General features: G+C 71.3%; 19 protein-coding genes. 5 read left to right on the top strand and 14 right to left on the bottom strand.

All coding sequences use genetic code 11. The annotated features are described in order from the left end of the window. Window positions 1-70: 70 nt before the first annotated feature. From pstB to ACFY9E_RS24605, 11 genes are all read right to left on the bottom strand, one after another. The gene (gene pstB / locus ACFY9E_RS24655) at window positions 71-847 is read right to left on the bottom strand and encodes a phosphate ABC transporter ATP-binding protein PstB (RefSeq protein ID WP_390987569.1); all 777 of its coding nucleotides are present in this window, start codon (window positions 845-847) and stop codon (window positions 71-73) included. Between the two features lie 70 nt (window positions 848-917). Next, window positions 918-1973: a phosphate ABC transporter permease PstA gene (gene pstA, locus ACFY9E_RS24650; protein WP_390987567.1), complete on the bottom strand. Its 1056-nt coding sequence runs from the start codon at window positions 1971-1973 to the stop codon at window positions 918-920. Further along, the gene (gene pstC / locus ACFY9E_RS24645; protein WP_390987565.1) at window positions 1970-2971 is read right to left on the bottom strand and encodes a phosphate ABC transporter permease subunit PstC; all 1002 of its coding nucleotides are present in this window, start codon (window positions 2969-2971) and stop codon (window positions 1970-1972) included. Before pstC ends, pstA begins: the two co-directional genes overlap by 4 nt. Before the next feature lie 103 nt (window positions 2972-3074). Continuing rightward, window positions 3075-4202 (bottom strand): phosphate ABC transporter substrate-binding protein PstS, encoded by a 1128-nt coding sequence (pstS, locus tag ACFY9E_RS24640; RefSeq protein WP_390987563.1) that lies wholly within the window; start codon window positions 4200-4202, stop codon window positions 3075-3077. Window positions 4203-4448: 246 nt separating this feature from the next. Further along, entirely contained in the window at window positions 4449-4883 is a 435-nt protein-coding gene (locus tag ACFY9E_RS24635) for an NUDIX domain-containing protein (RefSeq protein WP_390987562.1), read from the bottom strand. Next, window positions 4880-5947 carry a CHAD domain-containing protein gene (locus tag ACFY9E_RS24630; protein WP_390987560.1) on the bottom strand — a complete coding sequence of 356 codons (1068 nt, stop codon included), beginning with the start codon at window positions 5945-5947 and terminating at the stop codon, window positions 4880-4882. The genes ACFY9E_RS24635 and ACFY9E_RS24630 overlap by 4 nt, the downstream gene beginning before the upstream one ends. Further along, complete coding sequence (locus ACFY9E_RS24625) at window positions 5928-8294, bottom strand: RNA degradosome polyphosphate kinase (protein ID WP_390987558.1); 2367 nt, start codon at window positions 8292-8294, stop codon at window positions 5928-5930. Before ACFY9E_RS24625 ends, ACFY9E_RS24630 begins: the two co-directional genes overlap by 20 nt. Before the next feature lie 215 nt (window positions 8295-8509). After that, entirely contained in the window at window positions 8510-9436 is a 927-nt protein-coding gene (locus ACFY9E_RS24620) for a hypothetical protein (RefSeq protein ID WP_390987557.1), read from the bottom strand. Next, window positions 9433-10440: an ABC transporter permease gene (locus ACFY9E_RS24615; RefSeq protein ID WP_390987555.1), complete on the bottom strand. Its 1008-nt coding sequence runs from the start codon at window positions 10438-10440 to the stop codon at window positions 9433-9435. The genes ACFY9E_RS24620 and ACFY9E_RS24615 overlap by 4 nt, the downstream gene beginning before the upstream one ends. Beyond that, complete coding sequence (locus ACFY9E_RS24610) at window positions 10437-11321, bottom strand: ATP-binding cassette domain-containing protein (RefSeq protein ID WP_390987553.1); 885 nt, start codon at window positions 11319-11321, stop codon at window positions 10437-10439. The genes ACFY9E_RS24615 and ACFY9E_RS24610 overlap by 4 nt, the downstream gene beginning before the upstream one ends. Beyond that, window positions 11318-11710 (bottom strand): GntR family transcriptional regulator, encoded by a 393-nt coding sequence (locus tag ACFY9E_RS24605; RefSeq protein WP_390987551.1) that lies wholly within the window; start codon window positions 11708-11710, stop codon window positions 11318-11320. Before ACFY9E_RS24605 ends, ACFY9E_RS24610 begins: the two co-directional genes overlap by 4 nt. Before the next feature lie 73 nt (window positions 11711-11783). Between ACFY9E_RS24605 and ACFY9E_RS24600 the strand changes: the two genes are divergently transcribed. Then, window positions 11784-12236, top strand: coding sequence for a hypothetical protein (locus ACFY9E_RS24600; RefSeq protein WP_390987549.1), 453 nt, complete (start codon window positions 11784-11786; stop codon window positions 12234-12236). Window positions 12237-12340: 104 nt separating this feature from the next. Further along, entirely contained in the window at window positions 12341-13303 is a 963-nt protein-coding gene (locus tag ACFY9E_RS24595; RefSeq protein WP_390987547.1) for a LysR family transcriptional regulator, read from the top strand. On the opposite strand, the gene ACFY9E_RS24590 is transcribed toward ACFY9E_RS24595, so the two are convergent. Both ACFY9E_RS24590 and mshD read right to left on the bottom strand, forming a co-directional pair. Next, on the bottom strand, window positions 13275-13796 hold the full coding sequence (locus ACFY9E_RS24590; protein ID WP_390987545.1) for a GNAT family N-acetyltransferase: 522 nt from the start codon (window positions 13794-13796) through the stop codon (window positions 13275-13277). The two genes, ACFY9E_RS24595 and ACFY9E_RS24590, sit on opposite strands and share 29 nt — an antisense overlap. A 3-nt stretch (window positions 13797-13799) precedes the next feature. Then, window positions 13800-14726, bottom strand: a complete 927-nt coding sequence (gene mshD / locus ACFY9E_RS24585; RefSeq protein ID WP_390987543.1) for a mycothiol synthase — start codon at window positions 14724-14726, stop codon at window positions 13800-13802. A 145-nt stretch (window positions 14727-14871) separates the two neighbouring features. On the opposite strand from mshD, the gene ACFY9E_RS24580 reads away from it, so the two are divergent. The 3 genes from ACFY9E_RS24580 (at window position 14872) to ACFY9E_RS24570 (ending at window position 19115) form a co-directional block, all read left to right on the top strand. Next, entirely contained in the window at window positions 14872-16689 is a 1818-nt protein-coding gene (locus ACFY9E_RS24580; protein ID WP_390987541.1) for a 5'-nucleotidase C-terminal domain-containing protein, read from the top strand. A 58-nt stretch (window positions 16690-16747) separates the two neighbouring features. Beyond that, on the top strand, window positions 16748-17959 hold the full coding sequence (locus ACFY9E_RS24575; RefSeq protein WP_390987540.1) for an LmeA family phospholipid-binding protein: 1212 nt from the start codon (window positions 16748-16750) through the stop codon (window positions 17957-17959). 133 nt (window positions 17960-18092) lie between these two features. After that, window positions 18093-19115 carry a cellulase family glycosylhydrolase gene (locus tag ACFY9E_RS24570; RefSeq protein ID WP_390987538.1) on the top strand — a complete coding sequence of 341 codons (1023 nt, stop codon included), beginning with the start codon at window positions 18093-18095 and terminating at the stop codon, window positions 19113-19115. Window positions 19116-19185: 70 nt separating this feature from the next. Here ACFY9E_RS24570 and ACFY9E_RS24565 read toward each other — a convergent pair whose 3' ends face one another. After that, window positions 19186-21255: a pectinesterase family protein gene (locus ACFY9E_RS24565; protein WP_390987536.1), complete on the bottom strand. Its 2070-nt coding sequence runs from the start codon at window positions 21253-21255 to the stop codon at window positions 19186-19188. Between the last annotated feature and the right edge of the window lie 233 nt (window positions 21256-21488).

The raw sequence follows: 21488 nt of genomic DNA, 5'->3' as shown, positions 1-21488 counted from the left end.
GGGGCGGGCCCTTTTTCGGCCTCGCGGTGGCACCGCCATGCAGCACCGCGAGGAGACTCGGCGGGCCGGATCAGCCGAAGCGGCCGGAGATGTAGTCCTCCGTGGCCTGGACCGACGGGTTGGAGAAGATCCGCTCCGTGTCGTCGATCTCTATGAGCTTGCCGGGCTGGCCGACCGCCGCGAGGTTGAAGAACGCCGTGCGGTCGGAGACGCGGGCCGCCTGCTGCATGTTGTGCGTCACGATGACGATCGTGAAGCGCTCCTTGAGCTCACCGATCAGGTCCTCGATCGCGAGCGTGGAGATGGGGTCGAGCGCCGAGCAGGGCTCGTCCATGAGCAGGACGTTCGGCTCGACCGCGATCGCCCGTGCGATGCACAGACGCTGCTGCTGGCCTCCGGAGAGGCCCGAGCCGGGCTTGTTCAGGCGGTCCTTGACCTCGTTCCAGAGGTTCGCGCCCTTGAGGGAGCGCTCGACGACGTCCGCCAGCTCGCTCTTCTTGTAGTTGCCGTTCAGCCGCAGTCCCGCCGCCACGTTGTCGAAGATCGACATCGTCGGGAACGGGTTCGGGCGCTGGAACACCATGCCGACCTCACGGCGGACCGACACCGGGTCGATGCCCGAGCCGTAGAGGTCCTCGTCGTCGAGGAGCACCTTGCCCTCGACCCGGCCGCCCGAGGTGACCTCGTGCATCCGGTTCAGCGTGCGCAGGAACGTCGACTTGCCGCAGCCGGACGGGCCGATGAACGCCGTCACCGAGCGCGGCTCGACGGTCATCGAGATGTCCTCGATCGCCTTGTGGGAGCCGTAGTAGGCGGTGAGTCCGCTTACGTCGATTCGCTTGGCCATGACTACTTCACTTCCAAAAGTCTGGGGGTCGCTGTGTGGCCCCGCGCGGCGGTAGCCGCAGATTGACGCTTTAGCGACCGGTCTTCGGGGCCTTCCAGCGGGCGATACCGCGAGCCACCAGGTTGAGGATCATCACGAAGGCGATCAGCGTGAGCGACGCCGCCCACGCGCGGTCGTACGCCGTGACCTCGCCCGATCCGTACTGCTGGTAGATGTACAGCGGGAGCGAGGCCTGCGCGCCCTCGAAGGGGTTGGCGTTGATGAACTTGCTGCCGAACACCAGCAGCAGGACCGGCGCGGTCTCACCGGCGATACGGGCGATGGACAGCATGATGCCGGTGGTGATGCCGCCGAGAGAGGTCGGCAGGACCACCTTCAGGATGGTGCGCCACTTGGGCACGCCGAGCGCCAGAGAGGCTTCGCGCAGCTCGTTCGGGACGAGCTTGAGCATCTCCTCCGTGGAGCGCACGACGACCGGCATCATCAGGATCGCGAGGGCGAGCGAGCCGGCGAAGCCGAACGGCTCCATCTCGAACATCAGCATGAGGCTGAGGATGAACAGGCCGGCGACGATCGACGGGATGCCGGTCATGACGTCGACGAAGAAGGTGACGGCCCGGGCGAGGTTGCCGCGCCCGTACTCCACCAGGTAGATCGCGGTGAGCACGCCGACCGGCGCGGCGATCAGCGTGGCGAGGCCGACCTGCTCCAGCGTGCCGAGAATGGCGTGGTAGATGCCGCCGCCCGCCTCCGAGTCGGCGACCACGCCCATCGAGTGGGTCAGGAAGTAGACGTCGAGGACCTTCGTGCCGCGTTGCACGGTCGACCACACCAGGGAGGCCAGCGGCACCACGGCGAGCAGGAACGCGACCCACACCAGCGAGGTGACCACGCGGTCCGTGGCCTGGCGGCGGTTCTCGACCCGGGCCGCGATGACGTACGTGCCGAGGACGTGCAGGAGCGCGGCGATCAGGGCCCACTGGATGCTGCTGTGCAGGCCGGCGGCGGCGCTGATGCCGACCCCGAGGGCGACGGATCCGGCGGCGATGGCCCAGGGGGCCCACGTGGGCAGACGGCCGCCGCGCAGGGTGCTGGGGCCCTTGGGGCTGATGGTTGCGGTGCTCATGCGTTGGCCCCCGAGTACTCCTTGCGGCGGGCGATGATCGCGCGGGCCGCTCCGTTGACCAGCAGGGTGATGACGAACAGGACCAGACCGGAGGCGATCAGCGCGTCACGGCCGAACTCGGTGGCCTCGCTGAACTTGCTGGCGATGTTCTGGGCGAAGGTGCCGCCGCCCGGGTCGAGCAGGCTGCCGTGGATCAGGAAGTCGGGGGAGAGCACGGTGGCGACGGCCATCGTCTCGCCGAGGGCGCGGCCGAGGCCGAGCATCGAGGCGGAGATGACGCCGGAGCGGCCGAAGGGGATGACCGCCATGCGGATCACCTCCCAGCGGGTGGCGCCGAGCGCCAGGGCCGCTTCCTCGTGCATCTGCGGTACCTGGCGGAAGACCTCGCGGCTCACGTTGGTGATGATCGGCAGGATCATGATCGCGAGCAGGATCCCCACGGTGAGCATGGAGCGTGCGGCGCCGCCCTGCCACGAGAAGACGCCGGTCCAGCCGAGGTAGTCGTTCAGCCAGCCGAAGAGGCCGTTCATGTGCGGCACGAGGACGAGGGCGCCCCAGAGGCCGTAGACGATGGACGGCACGGCGGCGAGCAGGTCGATCACATAGGCGATCGGGCCGCGCAGCCGGCGCGGGGCGTAGTGCGTGAGGAACAGCGCGATGGCGACCGAGACCGGGACCGCGATGACCATGGCGATGATCGAGGAGACGATCGTGCCGTAGGCCAGGACCGCGATGCCGAAGACCGGCGGGTTGACACCGGTGTTCCATTCGAAGGTGGTCAGGAAGTTGCCGTCGTCCTCGCTGATGGCGAGGACCGCGCGGTAGGTGAGGAAGCCCGCGATCGCGGCCATGATCACCAGCAGCAGGATGCCCGAACCACGGGAGAGACCGAGGAAGATCCGGTCTCCGGGCCGGGTGGCGCCACGGGCCGCGCGCTTCTGCTCGGCGGCGGACGGCTGGGTGGGAGGGGGTGCGTCAGCTATCTGTGTCGTGTCCATCGGGTTCTCCGGTCTGCGGAACCGCACGTGCTGTGCGGCTCCTGGCGGCGGTGCACCGGACGGTGCGGTCCGGTCCCGCTGGCGGGACCGGACCGCACTCGGGTCAGCTCAGGCTCTCGACGGTCGTGCGGACCTTGGCGATGATGTCGTCGGGCATGGGCGCGTAGTCGTTCTCGGCGAGGATCTTCTGACCGTCCTCCGAGGCCGCGTAGCGCAGGAACGCCTTGACGGCGGGCAGGGTGTCGGCCTTGTTGCCCTTGTCGCAGACGATCTCGTAGGTCACCAGGACCATCGGGTAGGCGCCGTCGGCCTTGGTCGCGTAGTTCAGCTGCAGCGCGAGGTCCTTGCCGGTGCCGACGACCTTGGCGTCCGCGATGGCCTTGGTGGCGTTGTCGACGGTCGCCTCGACGGGCTCGGCGGCGCCGGTGTCGATGGCGACGGTCTTGATGCCGTCCTTGGCGTACGACAGCTCGAAGTAGCCGATCGCGCCGGCGGTCTGCTTGACCTGCGCGGCGACCCCGGAGGACTGCGGAGCGGACTGGCCGCCCTTGGCCTGCCAGGCCTTGCCGCCCTCGTACGGGAAGTCCTTCTTCGCGGTGGCGATCAGGTACTTGGTGAAGTTGTCCGTGGTGCCGGACTCGTCCGAGCGGTGGAAGGCCTGGATCTTGAGGTTGGGCAGCTTCGCGTCGGGGTTCAGCTTCGCGATCGCCGGGTCGTTCCAGTTGGTGATCTTGCTGTTGAAGATCTTGGCGATCGTCGCGGAGTCCAGGACGAGCTTGTCGACCCCCGGCACGTTGTAGCCGACGGCGATCGGGCCGCCGACCATCGGCAGGTCGATGCCCTGGCCGCCGGAGCAGACCTTCTTGGAGGCCTCGACCTCTTCGGGCTTCAGCGCCGAGTCCGAACCGGCCCAGGGGACCTGGCCCTGCGTGAACGCGGTGACACCGGCGCCGGAACCGCCGGCCTTGTAGTTGATCTCCACCTTGCAGGCCGCCGAGAACTGCTTGACCCACGCGTCGACGGCGTTCTTCTGCGCGGAGGAGCCGTCGGCGAGCACCTGGCCCGAAGCGTCGTCGCACTTGACGTTGCTCGGCGCGGCGGCGTTGGAGGAACCGCCGCCGTCGGTGTTGCCGCCGGTGTCGTCGGAGCCGCACGCCGTGAGGGCCAGGGCGCCGGAGACGGCGAGAGCACCGAGAGCGAGGGCCCGCCGGTTCATGCGCTGAAGCTTCACTTGAGTTCCTTCCAGGAGCCGCCGTCCTGATCGGCGGCGTGCGAAGTCTGAGTGACACGGACGCGGTCGCGCTCAGCAGGCGCGGCTCACGTCGGTAAGGCTGAAATTAGGCAGATCAGGTGAAGGCGCCGATGGCCGCACATGAACGAGGGGTGAACCCCTGTCTAAGGCCTGGTGAGGTCACGGAATGCTTACGGGGAGAGCGCGACGGCATTCCGCTTTTGCGGACGAAACGGGACCGTCCGGTCAGCCGGCCGTCCGGGGCAGGTGCAGAACGGCGAGCAGTTCGTCGACGAGGGGCCGGTCGTCCGGCCGGGTGAGACGGGCGCGGGCGGCGGCGGGCGCCAGCCACAGGAGCCGGTCCACCTCGTCCGTCGGGGAGAACGCGCAGGACACGGCCTCGGCCGCCCAGTAGCGGACGTGCTTGGGGCGGCCGTTGGCCAGATAACGCTGGTCGGACAGCTCGGCGCCCGGCTCGGCCCGGCAGCCCGTCTCCTCCGCCACCTCGCGCAGGGCACCCGCGAGTGCCTCCTCGTCGCGCTTCAGCTTGCCCTTCGGCCAGGACCAGTCGTCGTATTTCGGCCGGTGGACCAGGCAGAGCTGCAACTCGCCGGTGGCGGAGCGGCGCCACAGGACGCAGCCGGCCGCCCGGACGGTGGTGCCGGGGGAATCCGGGCTCATCCGGTACTCACCACCTCTTTCTGCCAGCACTGCTGGAACGCGAAGCGCGCCGCCTCCACCTCGTGCCGCTGGTCGGCGTGGAGCACGCCCAGGGCGTACGCCGTGGCGGGAGCGATCCGGGGGGTGCGGGCCGCCTGGGCCGCCGCTGCCGCCGCCTCCGAGGCGTCGCGGTGCCGGTTCAGGGCCTTTCCGGCGGAGAGCAGGCGCAGGTCGACCACCGCGTTGCCCTTGGGGCCGCTGACGGCCTCGCGGGCGTAGCGGTGCAGGCGCAGCAGCAGGCGGACCTGGTGCCACGGGGCGTCCTGCGGGTGCGGGACCGTGTCCGGGGACAGGCCGTGGACGAGGGCCGCGGCGTTGTACGGGTTCCCGGCGGTGACGAGCGGGAGGGCGGCCACGGCGTCGGCGAGGCGGTCCTGGGCGGCGGTGGCGAGGGGGCGCAGGTCGGTGCCGTCGGCGGTCTTGGTGAGGGGGACCTCGCTGGCCAGGACGGCGACCTTGTCCGCGACGGCGTGGAAGCGGCTGCTGCCCAGGGCTTGCAGGGCCGTGGAGTGGGCCCGGGTGCGGGCGAGGGTCAGCTGGCGGTCGAGCAGGGCGCCCGCCTTGGCGGCGCCCACGGTCAGATTGCCGCGTTCCTGGGCGGGGGCGCCGGCCTTGGCGGGTGCCGTCGCGCCCGCCCGTGCACCCGGCTGCGCCGAAAGGGCCGTGGAACCCGACAGGCGGTGCAGCGCCGCCAACAGGCGTTCCAGCCGGGCCGTGTACGCGTGCTCCATCGCCAGTGTCCCCGAGACCCAGGCGAGTTCGGGGCGCATCGCCTCGCACCAGTCGGTGTCGAGGAGGGACTGGAACGTGTGCAGGCTGGCGCTGACGCGGCGGGCCGAGCGGCGCAGCGCGCGGGCCGCCGCGGCGGACGCCTCCGAGCCGTTCGCCCCCGACCCCGTCTCCCGGTGCAGGCGCAGCGCTCGGAGGAACTCCGTGGCCTGGGCCCGCAGATAGCCCGCGAGGGCGTCTGCGGTGGGGGCGGGCCCGGCCAGGGGGCTCGTCGGGTCAAGGTGTTGCTGTGCCACGCCGGCGCCTCCGGGCGTCTATGAGCATCTCCTGGACGTTGCGCAGGGGCTGTCCGTCCGCGTCGGTCGCATGCCGGGTCCAGTCGCCGTCCGGGCCGAGGTGCCAGGAGGCGGTGGAGTCGGACATGCCGGTCTCCAGCAGCCGGTTCAGGGCTGCCCGGTGGGCCGGGTCGGTGACCCGGACCAGGGCCTCTATCCGGCGGTCGAGGTTGCGGTGCATCATGTCGGCGCTGCCGAACCACACCTCGGGCTCGCCGCCGTTGCCGAAGGCGAACACCCGGGAGTGCTCCAGGAAGCGGCCGAGGATCGAGCGGACCCGGATGTTCTCCGACAGGCCCGCCACGCCCGGGCGCACCGCGCAGATGCCGCGCACCCAGATGTCCACCGGCACGCCCGCCTGGGCGGCGCGGTAGCAGGCGTCGATGATGGCCTCGTCGACCATCGAGTTGACCTTGATGCGGACGTACGCGGGGCGCCCCGCGCGGTGGTGCTGGACTTCCTTGGTGATCCGCGAGACCAGGCCGTCGCGCAGCGACTTGGGCGCCACGAGCAGTCGGCGGTAGGTCTCCCGGCGCGAGTAGCCGGACAGGCGGTTGAACAGGTCCGAGAGGTCCGCGCCGACCTGGGGGTCGGCCGTGAGCAGGCCGAGGTCCTCGTAGAGGCGGGCCGTCTTCGGGTGGTAGTTGCCGGTGCCGACGTGGCTGTAGCGGCGGAGCGTCTCGCCCTCCTGGCGGACCACCAGCGACAGCTTGCAGTGGGTCTTCAGGCCGACCAGGCCGTAGACCACGTGGCAGCCGGCCTCCTCCAGCTTGCGCGCCCACTTGATGTTGGCGTGCTCGTCGAAGCGGGCCTTGATCTCGACCAGCACCAGGACCTGCTTGCCGGACTCGGCGGCCTCGATGAGCGCGTCGACTATCGGGGAGTCGCCGGAGGTGCGGTACAGGGTCTGCTTGATCGCGAGGACGTCCGGGTCGCCGGCCGCCTGCTCCAGGAAGGCCTGGACGGAGGTGGAGAACGAGTCGTACGGGTGGTGCAGCAGGACGTCCCGCTCGCGCAGCGCGGCGAAGATGTCCGGCGGGGACGCCGACTCGACCTCGGCGAGGTCGCGGTGGGTGCCGGCGACGAACTTGCGGTACTTCAGCTCGGGCCGGTCCAGCGAGGCGATGCGGAACAGGCCGGTGAGGTCCAGCGGGCCCGGCAGCGGGTAGACCTCGGCCTCGCCGATCTTCAGCTCGCGCACCAGCAGGTCCAGGACCTCGCGGTCGATGGACTCCTCGACCTCCAGGCGCACCGGCGGCCCGAAGCGGCGCCGCATGAGCTCCTTCTCCAGGGCCTGGAGGAGGTTCTCGGCGTCGTCCTCCTCGACCTCCAGGTCCTCGTTGCGGGTGAGGCGGAAGGCGTGGTGCTCCAGGACCTCCATGCCCGGGAACAGCTCCTCCAGGTGGGCGGCGATGACGTCCTCGATGGGGACGTAGCGGCCCGGGGAGCTCTCCAGGAAGCGGGACAGCAGCGGCGGCACCTTCACACGGGCGAAGTGCTTGTGTCCCGTGACCGGGTTCCGTACGACGACGGCCAGGTTCAGGGACAGGCCGGAGATGTACGGGAAGGGGTGCGCCGGGTCGACCGCCAGCGGGGTCAGCACGGGGAAGATCTGGTGCCGGAACAGGGTGAACAGGCGGGCCTGCTCCTTCTCCTGCAGTTCGTTCCAGCGGACCAGGTGGATGCCCTCCTCGGCGAGCGCGGGGGCGACGTCCTCGTGGTAGCAGGCGGCGTGCCGGGCCATGAGCTCGCGTGAGCGGGCCCAGATCATCTCCAGCACCTCGCGCGGCTGGAGACCGGAGGCGGAGCGGGTGGCCACGCCGGTGGCGATACGGCGCTTCAGTCCGGCCACCCGGACCATGAAGAACTCGTCCAGGTTGCTGGCGAAGATCGCGAGGAAGTTGGCCCGCTCCAGCAGGGGCGTGTTCGGGTCCTCGGCGAGTTCGAGCACCCGCTCGTTGAACGCGAGCCAGCTGCGCTCCCGGTCGAGGAACCGGCCCTGGGGCAGCTGGGGCCCGTCGTACGGCGACTCCTCGTACGCGTCGAGGTCGGCGTCGATGTCCGGTTCCAGATCGGAGACCGCTGCCGACACCGTGTGCGGGCGGTGGGCTGCTATGGAGCCCACGGAGGGCTGCGCGTGCTGGACCTGTGCCTGGGTCTTCGGCTGGCTCATGGACCCATTCTTCCGCGCCGCGAGCATGACGGGCGCGTCGGACAGCGCGGGCGGGAGCGGGGGTGTCACATGAGTGCTCCCGTTTCCCTCGGGACCCTCGCGGGGCGGGGAAGGCTCTGGCACGGCGGGATTCATTGGCCGAGCTTCGCAAGCTCGTCTGAATCGACGGTTACGGAGACATGACGTGCGGGATAGCGGGGGGCGGCCCGCGGGGGTCCACGGGGCCGGGTGAGGGGGCCGCGGTTGCCCACAGGCTGTGGACGGCGCTCGGGGAAGCCGTACGTCCGGGGAGTGTCCCCGAGGGGCGGGCCGCGCGTCCATCCCCCCGTGGAAGGACGCGCGGACCGGGTTCAGGGCAGGCGGCGGGCCAGGAGGAGGAAGGCGGCGGCGGTCGCGGTACCGGCCACGGCCAGCAGGAGGCCGCTCTCCACGTACTGCAGGGGCCAGAAGTGGGACGGGGGATGGAAGGTGGCGTGGCTGATCCCGACGCCGTGCGGCATGGAGGTGTCCCAGGTGACCTGGAGGACCGAGCGGGGGAGGTCGATGCTGCCCGGCGCGAAACGGCTGACGGTCGGCCAGAGGTCCTCGCGGTGGCGTTCCAGGAGGTGGTGCAGGAGCAGCGAGGCGGCGAGGGCCGTGCCGGCGGCGGGCAGGGCCCGGCGCCACACGAGTCCGGCCAGGGCGCCGAGGGCGAGTCCGGCCAGGGCGTAGGCCACGGCCACCGGGCCCGTCGACACGAACGCGTCCGGGTTGTACCAGTCGCCGACCAGATCGGGGTCGCCGTCCCCGCGCGCCCGGATGTTCAGCAGCACGAGTCCGCCGGTGCCGGCGGTGAGCAGCGCGGCCGGGGCGGCCAGTTTCACGGCCAGCCAGCGCAGGGGGTGGAGCGACTGGGTCCAGGCCAGCTGGGCGGTGCCGCTCTCCAGTTCACGGCCGGTGAGCGCGCCGCCCGCCCACGCGGCCACGGGGAACATCGCCCAGGACAGCAGGGAGGCGATCACCGCGATGCCGTTCGCGTACGTCTCGTCGGCGGTGATCGCCTCGACGGCCGCGCAGGACGGGAGCCGGTGGGTGGGTGGTGTGGAGCAGGCGCTCATGCCCTGCCGGGCCTCGTCCCCGAGGGAGTGCAGCCAGATCAGGGCGACCGCCGCGACCGCCAGGGCCGCGAGCCACAGGACGAGGGCCGCACGGTGGGTCCGCAGCACCGCCCGCAGCGGGCCGCCCCGGTGGGGGGCGGGGCGGGCGGCGGGGGCGGCCGCCGCGGTGAGGGCGGTCATACGGCGGCTCCCGTGCGGCGGCGCAGCAGGGCGAAGGCGACCCCGGCGGCCAGGGCGGCGACGGCGAGGAGGATGCCGGTCTCCGCGAGCTGGAGGGGCCAGAAGTGGGAGGCCGGGTGGTAGTCGGCGTAGTAGTGGGTGATGCCGTGCTTGGCGTTGCAGGTGGGTTCGCCCGTGCACGCCGGGATCGGGACGCGGGCACCGGAAGCGTTCAGGGCGCCGGTTTCGACGATCATGCTGTCGGAGCCGGCGGTGGCGTCGTCCAGGCCCGTCACGACCGTCTTCACCGGCCACAGGTGCGGGCGCAGTTCGTCGAGGACGTAGACGAGTGACACGACGGCCAGGACCGCGACGCCGAGGGCGGGCAGCGTCCGGCGCAGCAGCATCCCCACCAGGACGCCGAGGGCCAGGGCGGCGAGGGCCTGGGCGGCGGCGATGGTGCCGTTGATCTCGAAGACGCCGTCGTCGTGCCACGCGCGCCAGGCCATGGCGCCCTTCGGGGAACGGTTCGACGACCACAGCAAGCGGTGCAGCAGCGTCAGAGTGAGTGTGCCCGTCAGGAGCAGCAGGGCCGGGACCGCGAGCTTGGCGGCCAGCCAGCGGGCCGGGCCGACCGACTGGGTCCAGGCCAGTCGGGCGGTGCCGCTCTCCAGTTCGCGGCCGATGAGCGCCCCGCCCGCCCAGGCCCCGGTGAGCAGCGGGAGGAGCCTGAGGAGGCCGGTGCCGACCGCCACGGCCGTCTGGTACCGGCTGTTCGCGGGGCCGGGGAGGTCGCAGCCCAGGTTCGGGCGGGTTCCGTCGCAGCCCAGGTCCGTGTACTCGGCCCAGGCGGCGTCCGCTCCCGGCCCGATGGCCCACAGCAGCGCCCCGGCGGCCACGGCCACCAGCCCCAGCCAGAAATACAGCGCCGTGCGGTGCAGCCGGAGCAGGGCCAGGACCAGGCCGCGCGGCTGCGAGGAGCGCCGGGTGGTGGCGGCGGGCGCCCGGGTGGTCATGGCGGTCATACGGCGGCCTCCCGCGCGTCGAGCAGGAGCGGCGGGGCGTCGGGGGAGCGCAGGTGGGCCAGGACGACCTCCTCCAGGGACGGACGGTCGCCCCGGAGTCCGTCGCCGAGGGGGCCCGCGGGCCGGACCAGGGCGGTCAGCTGGCGGCCGGTGGTGCGGGACTCGACCACGGTGTGCGGGTCGAGGGCGTCGCCCGCCCGGCCGGTGACCAGGGTGTGCGCGGCGAGCAGGTCGTCCAGCGGCCCGGCGAGCCGGATGCGGCCCGAGCCGAGCAGCAGCAGGTGGTCGCAGGAGCCCTCCAGTTCCGCGACGACGTGCGAGGACATGACAATCGTGGTGCCGCGGTCGGCGACCTCGGCCATGAGCGTGGCCGTCAGCTGGTGCCGGGCGAGCGGGTCGAGGTCGGCCATCGGCTCGTCCAAGAGCAGCAGTTCGGGGCGCTTGCCGAGGGCGAGGGCGAGCGCGACGCGGGTGCGCTGGCCGCCGGAGAGCGCGCGGATCTTCGTGTCCGGGTCGAGGCCGCCCTCCGCGACGATCCGCTCGGCGGTCCGGGCGTCCCAGCGGCGGGGGTTGAGGTCCCGGCCCAGCCGCAGGGTGCCGGCGATGGTGAGCTGGGGGTACAGCGGCTTGTGCTGGGCGACGTAGGCGAGGCGCTCGCGGGCCGCGGCCGGGCTCTGGCCGAGGACGGTGATGGTGCCCTCGGTGGGGCGCAGCAGCCCGGCCGCCAGGGCGAGCAGGGTGGACTTGCCGGCGCCGTTAGGGCCGGTGACGGCGCAGATCCGGCCCGCGGGAAGCCGGAAGGCGCAGCCGTCCAGTGCGGGCCCGCGGCGTCGCCCGAACCTCCTGCCCAGCGCCGCCGCCTCGATGGCGGTGTCGGTCATACGTCCCCCTTGAAGTCTGCGAACTGCGCGTCGAGTACGGAAGTGAAGAGGGCGGCCACGTCCTCGCGCTCCAGGCCGGCCTCGCGCGCCCGGGCCGCCCAGGCGTCCAGCTCCGCGCGGAGCGGGGAGTCGGCGGGGGCGGTGCCCAGGGACTTGCGGACGAAGGTGCCCAGTCCGCGGCGGGCCTCCACCAGGCCCTCGCGCTCCAGCTCCCGGTAGGCCTTGAGGACCGTGTTCGGGTTGATGGCGGTGGCCTCCACGACCTCGCGGGCCGTGGGGAGCTTGTCGCCCGGCTCCAGCAGGCCCAGGCGCAGGGCCTGTTTGGTCTGCTGGACGATCTGGACGTAGGTGGCCACACCGCTGCGCCGGTCGATGCGGTACTCGACCACCTTGAACCACCCTTTCACTAATTGAGTAGTGAAAGGGTGGTGGAAGGAGAGCCGGAAAGTCAAGCGTGCTTTCGTGAACCGTTCGACCCGGACCGGGAAGACGGCGGAGCGGCTCTCCCTGTGCCTGCTGCGGGCCGCGATCCTCGACTTCGCGGTGGGCCTGGCCTTCCTCCTGGACGACCCGGCCCGGCACACCACGACCACCGTGCCGACTCCGGGCCCGGTCTGTATCGCCCTGCGCGTCGCCCTGGCCGCCCTGGCCGCCCCGGCCGCGACGGCCGCGGTGCGCTTCAGCGAGGCCGCCCGGCCCGGACTGCCGGTCGCGGGCGGGCTGCTGACCACGGCCGTCCTGGCCATGCTGTTCTGGCCCGGCCGCTGGGCCCCGTTCGTGCCGGTGCGGGACGAGCGGTGGGCGGCGGCGCACGACCGGTGGGCGGTGGTGCTGGCGGCGGCGGTGCTGCCGGGTGTGCTCTGCGCGCTGGAGCCTCTGCGACGGCGAGCCCTGGGACGGCTGGTTCTCCGCTAGGAGGCCGTACGCCGAGTGGTTGTGCAGATGGACGGGAAGGTGCCGGGTATTCGGATTCTCCCGACCCTCCGACAACCACCCGTTGTGCCGCTAGGCTGCCCCTCGTGGACCTCAAAGCCGTACGCGCCTTCGTCGCCATCGCCGACTCCGGGCAGTTCCAGAAGGCCGCCGTGGACCTGGCTCTCACCCAGCAGGCCGTGTCCAAGCGGATCGCCGCGCTGGAGAAGGACCTCGGGGTGCGGCTGCTGGTCCGTACGCCGCGAGGGGCGGAGCTCACCATCGACGGGCAGGCCCTGCTGCCGCACGCCCGGGTCGTGCTCCAGGCGGAGGAGCGGGCGATGGCCGCCGTGCGGCCCGGCGACCGGGTGCTGCGGGTGGACGTCGTGGGGCGCCGGGCCGCCACCGGCGGGCTGGTGCAGCACTTCCACCGGGCGCACCCGGACATCGCCTTGGACGTCGTCACGCTGTTCGACGTGGAGACGGCCGTGACCGCCGTGCGGGACGGGGCCGTCGACGCCACCTTCCGCGCCGTCACCATGCCCGGGCAGCGGCTCCCCGACGGCATCACGGCCACCCCGGTCCTCGACGAGCCGCTCCAGCTGTGCGTCGGCCCCGGCCACGCGTTCGCCCGGGCCGACTGGGTGACACCCGCGCAGCTGGCCGGGCACCGGATCTGGATGCCGGGCAACGTGCCCGGGACCGAGTGGCACGCCTACTACGAGGAATTCGCCGCGGCCTTCGGACCGGCCATCGACACCATCGGGCCCAACTTCGGCCTGGAGGCGCTCCTCGACACGATCGCCGGCTCCCCGACCGTGGCGACCTTCCTCAGCGAACGGACCCCGCACGTCTGGCCGGTCGCCCACGACCTGCGGCTCGTCCCGCTCCGGGACCCGGTCCCCGTCTACCCGCACTCCCTGCTCTGGCGCACGGACAACCCGCATCCCGGTCTGAGTGCTCTGCGTGACTACCTGACGGCGACCCGTCCGCTGCCCCCGGAGGGAGAGACCTGGCGTCCGGCGTGGGCGCGACGCCCGCCTACCCGAGCCGCTTCTCCATCAGCGTGAAGGACTTGGGCGCCCCGCCCGGCTGCGGTTTGCCCTCCTTGCGTCCCACCACTCGGTAACCGGCGTCGCGGTAGTACGCGTTGAGCGGGGCGTTCGTCGCCAGGCAGTCCAGGCGCACCGCCGTGCGCCCCACCGCGGCCACCCGGCGCTCCGCGGCGCCGAGCAGCAGCCGCCCCGTCCCGGGCGCCGCGGTGGTCCGGTCCACCATCAGCCGGTGCACGTATCCGGCCACCGGTGGCTGCGGGCCCCAGGCGTCCTCGTCCTGCCACCACAGCTCCCAGGCTCCGGCGAGACGCCCGCCGGACTCCGCCAGCCAGATCTCGCCGTCGGCCATGACCCGCCGGAAGTGGTCCTCGTCCAACTCGCCCGGACGCCACTGCCCGGTGATGCCGCGGGCCAGCATCCAGCGGGCCGCGTCGTCCCGGAGAGCGACGAGGGCGGGCAGGTCGGAGCCGGTGGCGGGCCTGACGTGGAGCGCACGCGTCCGCGGCACGGCTCAGGTCTCCGTCCGGTACATCAGGTCCACCTCGTGCGTGACGAACCCCAGCCGCTCGTACACCGACACCGCCGCCTTGTTGTCGGCGTCGACGTAGAGCATCGCCGTGGGCAGCCCCTGCCCCGCCAGATGCCGCAGCCCGATCGTGGTGAGGGACTTGCCGAGTCCGCCGCCCTGCGCGCCGGGGCCGACGCCGAGGACGTAGACCTCGCCCAGGCCCTCCTCGGCGTGCACCTTGGTCCAGTGGAAGCCGACCAGTTCGTCGCCGCGGAAGGCGAGGAAGAACCCGGCGGGGTCGAACCACGGCTCGGCCTTGCGGTCGTCGAGGTCGCGCTGGGTGAGGGAGCCCTGCTCGGGGTGGTGGGCGAAGGCGGCGGCGTTCACCGCGAGCCAGGCCGCGTCGTCCCGCCCGGGCACGAAGGTGCGCACGGTGACGCCCTCGGGGAGCACCGGGTCGGGCGCGTCGAAGCCGGTCAACGGCCGCCGCATCTGGCGCAGTTCACGGAAGAGCGTCAGGCCGAGGACCTGTGCGAGGTGCCGGGCGGCGGAGTGCCCGCCGTGCGCCCACACCCGCAGCCGCTTCCCCGATGCGGCCAGCAGCGCGGCCCCGAGCGCCCGTCCGTGCCCGTGCCCGCGGTGCCCGGGATGCACCACCAGCTCGGCGGCCGGCGGCTCCACGGGGTCCGTGTCCTCCAACTGGGCATAACCGACAAGTTCCCCGTCGGCGGTGAGCAGCAGATGGGACACGCCCGCCCGCTCGCCGCCCCGCAGCTGCAACCGGCCCTGTTCGGACACCGCCTGCTGCCCGTCGGTCCGGGCCGCCTCGTCGAGCAGTCCGAGCACGGCCTCGGTCTGCTCCGCGGAGAGCGCGGCAAGGGTCTCGATCGAGCGGGGGCGTCCGGGCCGTACGGTGTCGTCGCTGGTCATGCGTACGAGGGTACGGGGCGCCACCGGCAAATCGGCGGCAAAGAAGCAACCAGGTCGTAACCACGAAACACCTGTCGCGCTACGCGCGTTGACTCTAGGCTGCGCCGGACGACATCACTGTCCCAGCAGACCCTCAGGGGGGCGTATGCCAGCCACTTCACCGGCGCATCCGGAGCGCCGGAGACGCCGTACGAACCGTTTCGTCGCTCTCGCCGCCGGTGTGGTCACCGTCGGCGCGCTGGCCGCCGCGGCGTTGCCGGGTTCGGCGACCGCAGGGGAGGACCACCGCGAGGGCGGGTACGGGCCCGGCCGCTACCAGGACGTGCAGCTGCTGTCCTTCAACGACCTGCACGGCAACCTGGAGCCGCCGGCCGGTTCCTCCGGCCGGGTCACCGAGACGCAGCACGACGGCACGACGAAGACCATCGACGCCGGTGGTGTCGAATACCTCGCCACGCATCTGCGGCAGGCCCGCGAGGGCGAGAAGTACTCCATCACCGCCGCCGGCGGTGACATGGTCGGCGCCTCCCCGCTGATCTCCGGGCTGTTCCACGACGAGCCGACCATCGAGGCGCTGAACAAGCTCGACCTCGACGTCACCTCCGTCGGCAACCACGAGTTCGACGAGGGCGCCAGGGAGCTGGCCCGTCTGCAGAACGGCGGCTGCCACCCGAAGGACGGCTGCTACACGGACGAGAAGTTCACGGGCGCCGACTTCCCCTACCTCGCGGCCAACGTCCTCGACGAGAAGACGAAGAAGCCGATCCTCAAGCCCTACTGGGTGTGGAAGAAGAACGGCGTCAAGGTCGGCTTCATCGGTGTGACCCTGGAGGGCACTCCGGACATCGTCTCCGCCGAGGGCGTCAAGGGCCTGTCCTTCAAGGACGAGGTCGAGACGATCGACAAGTACGCCAAGGTGCTCCAGAAGCAGGGCGTGAAGTCGATCGTCGCCCTCATCCACGAGGGCGGCTTCCCGGCGTCGACGTCGTACAACTACGACTGTGACTCCCCGGGCGCGGGCGACGGGATCTCCGGCCCGATCGTCGACATCGCCAAGAACGTCACGCCGCAGGTGGACGCGCTGGTCACCGGCCACACCCACAACGCGTACGTGTGCAGCATCGCCGACCCGGCGGGCAAGCCCCGCATGGTCACCTCGGCCGCGTCCTTCGGCCGTCTCTACACGGACACCACGCTGACGTACGACCGCAGGACCGGCGACATCGCCCGTACGGCGGTGAAGTCCGCGAACCGCGTGGTCACCCGGGACGTCCCCAAGGCGCCCGACATGACCGAGCTGATCAGCAAGTGGAACACGCTGGCCGCGCCCATCGGCAACAAGCCGATCGGCTACATCTCCGGCGACATCGGCAACACCGGCACCGAGTCCCCGCTCGGCGACCTCATCGCCGACGCGCAGCTGGCCCACGGCAAGCAGCTCGACCCGGAGACCGACCTGGCGCTGATGAACCCGGGTGGCATCCGCGCGCCGCTGACCTACGCGGCCAAGGCCGGTGAGGGCGACGGTGTCGTCACCTACGCCGAGGGCTTCACGGTCCAGCCGTTCGCGAACACCGTGAACCTCCAGGACTTCACGGGCGCGCAGCTGATCCAGGTGCTCAAGGAGCAGGTGACCGGCCCCAACGCGGCGGCCCCGAAGGTCCTCCAGGTCTCGTCCGGCCTGACCTACACGCTGGACCTCACCAAGTCCGGCACCGACCGGGTGGTCACGGTCAGCATCAAGCTGAACGGCTCGGCCATCGACCCGGCGGCCACCTACCGCGTCGCGACGAACAGCTTCCTCGCGGGCGGCGGCGACGGCTTCCCGACCCTCGGGCAGGGCACGAACGACGTGGTCGGCAGCGACGACCTGGCCGCCCTGGAGCAGTACCTGACGGCCAACTCCTCGGCGTCGAACCCGATCGCCCCGCCGAAGGCGGACCGCATCACGATCGTGAAGTAAGTCGCATACCCGGGGTTCGAGTTGCGGGTGGGGGAGGTGCGCATGATCGGATGGATCGATGCGTACCCCCCACCACGTAGCTGCGCATCCCCGTCCGAACCCGTACGAGGAGCTCGCCGCCCTCGATGACGGGCCTCTGGAGGAGACCCCTCTGGAGGAGTTCCTCGTGAAGGAACCGGATGCGGGCGCCGAGGACACCTGGACTCCGCCGGACCACCGCCGCGGTGGCAGGCGGCGCAGGAAGAATCGTTTCGCTGGCTTGCCGCTCGCGGTGAAGGCGGTGGTCGGCCTGGCCGTCATCGCCGCCTTCACCACCCTCGCCGACCGCTGGGCCGTGCTGTACGCCGAGCACCGCGCCGCGGACACCCTCAAGGACCGCCTCGACCTGGCCGCGGCGCCCGAGGTGGAGATCGGCGGCTTCCCCTTCCTCACCCAGCTGGCGGACAAGCGCCTGGAGTCGGTGAAGGTGACCGTCCCGGACGTCGCCGCCGACCGGGTCTCCCTGGCGAAGGTCTCGGCCACGGCCCACGACGTACGACTGGACGCCGACGGCCTCACCTCCGTGCGCGGCGCCCACGTTCCCCGCTTCGACGGGGAGGTCCAGCTGACCTTCGCCGACCTCAACCGTGAACTCGGCGCCTCCCAGGTGACGTTCACCGGTGAGGGCCGTGACCGGGTCCGGGCGGACGGCACCCTGCCCGTCGCCGGCCACGACCTGCGGCTGCGGGCCGAGGCCCGGATCCAGCGGCAGGGCGAGCGGGGCATCGCCACCGAGATCGGCAACATGCGCCTGGACATCGGCGACCTGGCCACCTACCGCCCCGGCACCCGCCCCTCGGAGGGCCTGCACCTGACGCCCAAGGGCATCGCCGACCTCGCCCGCGAGACCCGCAAGGCCAAGGCGCTGCTGTCGGTCCCGGCCATCGTGCAGCGGATGGGCGTGCCCGAGGCGACCGTGCGCGAGGCGCTGGCCGACGACGGCAAGCTCGCCGAGCTGACCGGCTCCCCGCGCTTCGCCCGCCAGGCCGCCCGCCTCAACCTCATCGACCTGGCCCTGGACAACCCCGGCGTCATGCGCCGTCTGGGCCTCGACCCCGAACTGCTCGACTCCCTGGCGGGTCTGACCCGCCCGGTGCTCGCCGACCGGCTGTCCCTGGCGTTCGAACTCCCCGAGCCGGAGCAGGGGAACGTGCGGCTGCGGGACGTGCGGGTCCAGAAGGACGGCATCCGGGTGCGGGTGTCGGGATCTGGGCTGAACGTGGGCTCCTAGCCTGTGTTGTTGATGAAATTTGGTGTGCAGATGTGTTGACCTCTGTTCGAGTCCTCTTCTAGTTTGCGGGAGCCAACGAGCCGCCGATCTGTACGCGAGGTTCGCTCGAAAGTACCGCTCAGAAGGGGACGTCGTGTCACGAAAGACTCACCGGGGGACAGCCGGACTGGGGGCGCTGCTCGCCTGCGCCACGGCATTCGGCGGGGCCCTGGCCTCCCCCGCGGCCGCCTCCCCCGCCACCCCGCCGCCCGTCAGCGACTTCAAGGGCGTCAACTGGGCCGACCCGCGCGACAACTACGCCCACGACGCGGTCGTGCCCTCGGGCCTGTCCACGTCCGACGGCTACGCCACCACGTACGCCAAGTCCAAGGCGATCATCAGCGGGTTCTCCAAGCTCGGCGCCAACACCGTCCGCCTCCCGGTCAACCCGACCTCGGTGAACGGCCCGTTCTGGAAGTCCTACCGGGGTGCGATCGACGCCGCCACCGCCAAGGGCTTCAAGGTCATCCTGGGCTACTGGGAGGCCGACAACGCCAAGGACGGCAAGATCGACGACCAGGCCTCCTGGGACCGGATGTGGGCGCGGATCACCTCCGCCTACGCCCGCGACTCCAAGGTGTACTTCGAGCCGATGAACGAGCCGTTCGGCTACACCGCCCAGGAGTGGACCGACATCGCGGCGAAGTGGGTGAGGACCCACGGCAACGTGCCCCGCGACCGGATCCTGATCGGCGGCTACAAGTACAGCGAGGACGTCAAGCCGGTCTGCGCCGACCCGCGTCTGAAGGGCACGCGCCTGGCCCTGCACAACTACGGCTTCTGGCACACCGACTGGACCAGCGTCGACCAGTGGAAGCAGGACTTCAAGAGCCGCATCGGCGACTGCGCCTCGCGCACGATCCTCGACGAGTTCGGCGCTTCCATGACCACCGGCCTGGACTACAACGGCCCGGTGGGCGGTTCCAACGAGGTCGCCTACATCCAGGCCGCGACCGACACCATCCGGGAGCTGGGCCTGGGCTCGGTCTACTGGCCCGGCCTGCGCAGCGGTGACACCTACTCCCTCACCACGCTCCAGGGCACGGGCACGAACCTCAGCCTGTCGGTGAACAACCAGAGCGGCCTGGACCGGCTGCACTACGCCTGGAAGCAGTAATCCCCACCGGATCCATGGTGGCCCTTCCGGGCCCGGCGCCGCTCGTCAGCCGGACCCGGAAGGGAGCCGTTCAGGACGCCGAAGGCGTCCAGCCCGCGAGCCAGTCCGCGACTTCCTGGTTCGCGGCCTGCGCGGCGGTCAGATGAGGACGGTCGGTGCTCGCCGGGCCCGCCCCGGGGCCGTAGTTGCCGTACTCGGCGAACCGGTCGTCCTTCCACGAGAAGCCGCTCATGTCGGTCCACGGCGTGGACTTGATCGCGGCGCTGAGGTTGGTGTTGCGGACGGTGGTCTGCGGGTCGAGGGTGGCGTCCCCGCCCGCGTGCCAGGGCCGGCCGAGGTAGAAGGTCCCGGCCGAGACATCGCCGTTCACCGTGGAGTTGGCGATCAGGATGCCCTTGCGGTTCGCGGCGGTGCTCGGCGCGGTGATGTACCCGGCCGAGGTGCCGTTCCAGCGCTTCTTCAGCGTGATGACGGACTTGTCGACGACGGCCGTGGCCCGGCCGAAGATGAAGTCGACGTTGCCGATGACGTAGGAGTTGCCGACGTACACCCGGCCCAGCCGGTCCTTCGACGCGGTGTCGAGCAGCAGCGTGTCCTGATCGCCGCTGACGATGATCCCGTCCAGGAACACCTTGTCGGCGGCGGTGCGCAGCGCGACGGCCTGCTGGTCCTTGATGCCCTGGTTGGCCTTCTCGTCGAAGTCGTTGGAGATGGTCAGGTTCCGGGCCTGGAAGTCGTCGGCCTCGACGGCGACGGTGGCGCTGCCGCCCGTGCCGTACGTGCCGCCGCCGGGCTTCGGCGTGCCGGAGGCGTTGTTGTAGACGATCGTCGTGTCCTTACGGCTCCCGCCGGTGCCCTGGATGGTGACGTGCGGCTTGTTGGAGGGCACCTTCACCAGTTCCCGGTACGTCCCCGGCTTCACGGCGATCACCACACGCGACGGGTTGTTCGCCGGCACGGCGTTCACGGCGGCCTGCACGGTGCGGTACTGGCCGCTGCCGTCCTGGGCGACGGTGAGGGTCGTGGCCGCCGCGGCCTTGGTGGAGACGGCGGAGGCGCCGATCGACGTGCGCGGCCCCGCCTGGGACTTCAGCAGCGCGGGAAGGGCGTCGGCCTTGTCGAGGGTGTAGGAGTAGTACGTCTTCGGGTCGAAGGCGCTCCCGCCGGACTCGTTGCGCCCGCTGGTGCCGGAGAAGACGTTGCCACGCTGCACGATCGCGGCGCCGCCGTCCTTGATGACGGGGTTGTTGACGCCCTGGAAGAGGGAGTTCTCGAGCACCATCTTCGTGCCGCCGCGCGAGTAGTTCCCGTACGACGACTTGATGCCGGTGCCCGGGGCGTCCTCCAGGAAGTTGTTGTAGAGGTGCGCGTGGGCGGCGTTGTCCGTGGAGGGGTTGCGCTGCTCGGTCTCGCGGATCCAGTTGTGGTGGATCGTGATGTCGGTCCTGACGTTCTCGGTCCAGCCGATGCCGAAGGTCTTGTTGTTGTCGCTGAGCTTGTTCCAGGACACGGTGACGTTCGTGCTGTCCTTGCGGACGTCGATGAGCCCGTCGGCCATGTGCCGCAGATCGTTGTGGTCGATCCACACGTGATGGGCGCCGTCCATCTGGATCGCGTCGAAGTCGTGGTCCTTGTCGTTCCAGATGCCCTGGTACGCGTCCCGGATGGTCAGGTTCCGGATGATCACGTTGTGCACGCCCTGGCCGAGGAAGAACCCGCCTCCGACGATGTGCCCCGAGGTCCCCTGCCCCACGATGGTCTTGTCGGACCGGACCTTGATCTCTTTGCCGACCGGGTTCATCGTGATGGTCCCGGCGACCACGATGACGTAGGGCTCGGCGGCGGTCGCGTACTTCTCCAGATCGGCGAGCGTCTTGACCGTGACGGTCTTCCCGCCCCGGCCGCCGTACGTCCCGTTCTGCCCCAGGGAGTTGACGGAGGCGAACCCGTCGGCGGTGTCGGCGGCCCAGGCGGGGGTGGCGCCGGCGGCGGAGGCCTGCCGGGCGGTGGAGCCGAGGACGCCGAGATCGGTGCCGTAGGCGAGGGTACCGGCGGCGGTCAGGGCCAGGGGGACCCCGACCGCCAGGGCGGTACGGCTTCTGCGACGGCGGTGCTGGGCCTTGCTGCGCGGCTCACTCATACGGCGATCCGTTCCGTGTGGGGGAATGACCGCTGACCAGTCGCCGCCCCACACGGAAAGGTTGCCGGGTCCGAGCACGATCGTGTGAAAGGGGGGCGGAGGCCGGGGTGCACCCTGCAGCTCGCGGAGCGCGTCGCGGCTGACCGGCAGGTCGTCCGTGACGTGATCGGGGCCGACATCAGTGACGAGGAGTTCGAGAGGGCACCCGACGTCCTCGGCAACATCTACAAGAT

It is taken from the genome of Streptomyces sp. NPDC012466 (assembly GCF_042955215.1).
GTDB lineage: Bacteria > Actinomycetota > Actinomycetes > Streptomycetales > Streptomycetaceae > Streptomyces.
Note: the sequence above shows the minus strand (reverse complement) of the source record. Positions and strands in the feature narration are given on the sequence as shown.

Coding starts and splice junctions, on each gene's coding strand:
- pstB (WP_390987569.1), bottom strand. CDS start 847: ATGGCCAAGCGAATCGACGTAAGCGGACTCACCGCCTACTACGGCTCC.
- pstA (WP_390987567.1), bottom strand. CDS start 1,973: ATGAGCACCGCAACCATCAGCCCCAAGGGCCCCAGCACCCTGCGCGGC.
- pstC (WP_390987565.1), bottom strand. CDS start 2,971: ATGGACACGACACAGATAGCTGACGCACCCCCTCCCACCCAGCCGTCC.
- ACFY9E_RS24635 (WP_390987562.1), bottom strand. CDS start 4,883: ATGAGCCCGGATTCCCCCGGCACCACCGTCCGGGCGGCCGGCTGCGTC.
- ACFY9E_RS24625 (WP_390987558.1), bottom strand. CDS start 8,294: ATGAATCCCGCCGTGCCAGAGCCTTCCCCGCCCCGCGAGGGTCCCGAG.
- ACFY9E_RS24620 (WP_390987557.1), bottom strand. CDS start 9,436: ATGACCGCCCTCACCGCGGCGGCCGCCCCCGCCGCCCGCCCCGCCCCC.
- ACFY9E_RS24615 (WP_390987555.1), bottom strand. CDS start 10,440: ATGACCGCCATGACCACCCGGGCGCCCGCCGCCACCACCCGGCGCTCC.
- ACFY9E_RS24610 (WP_390987553.1), bottom strand. CDS start 11,321: ATGACCGACACCGCCATCGAGGCGGCGGCGCTGGGCAGGAGGTTCGGG.
- mshD (WP_390987543.1), bottom strand. CDS start 14,726: ATGACCAGCGACGACACCGTACGGCCCGGACGCCCCCGCTCGATCGAG.
- ACFY9E_RS24580 (WP_390987541.1), top strand. CDS start 14,872: ATGCCAGCCACTTCACCGGCGCATCCGGAGCGCCGGAGACGCCGTACG.
- ACFY9E_RS24575 (WP_390987540.1), top strand. CDS start 16,748: ATGCGTACCCCCCACCACGTAGCTGCGCATCCCCGTCCGAACCCGTAC.
- ACFY9E_RS24565 (WP_390987536.1), bottom strand. CDS start 21,255: ATGAGTGAGCCGCGCAGCAAGGCCCAGCACCGCCGTCGCAGAAGCCGT.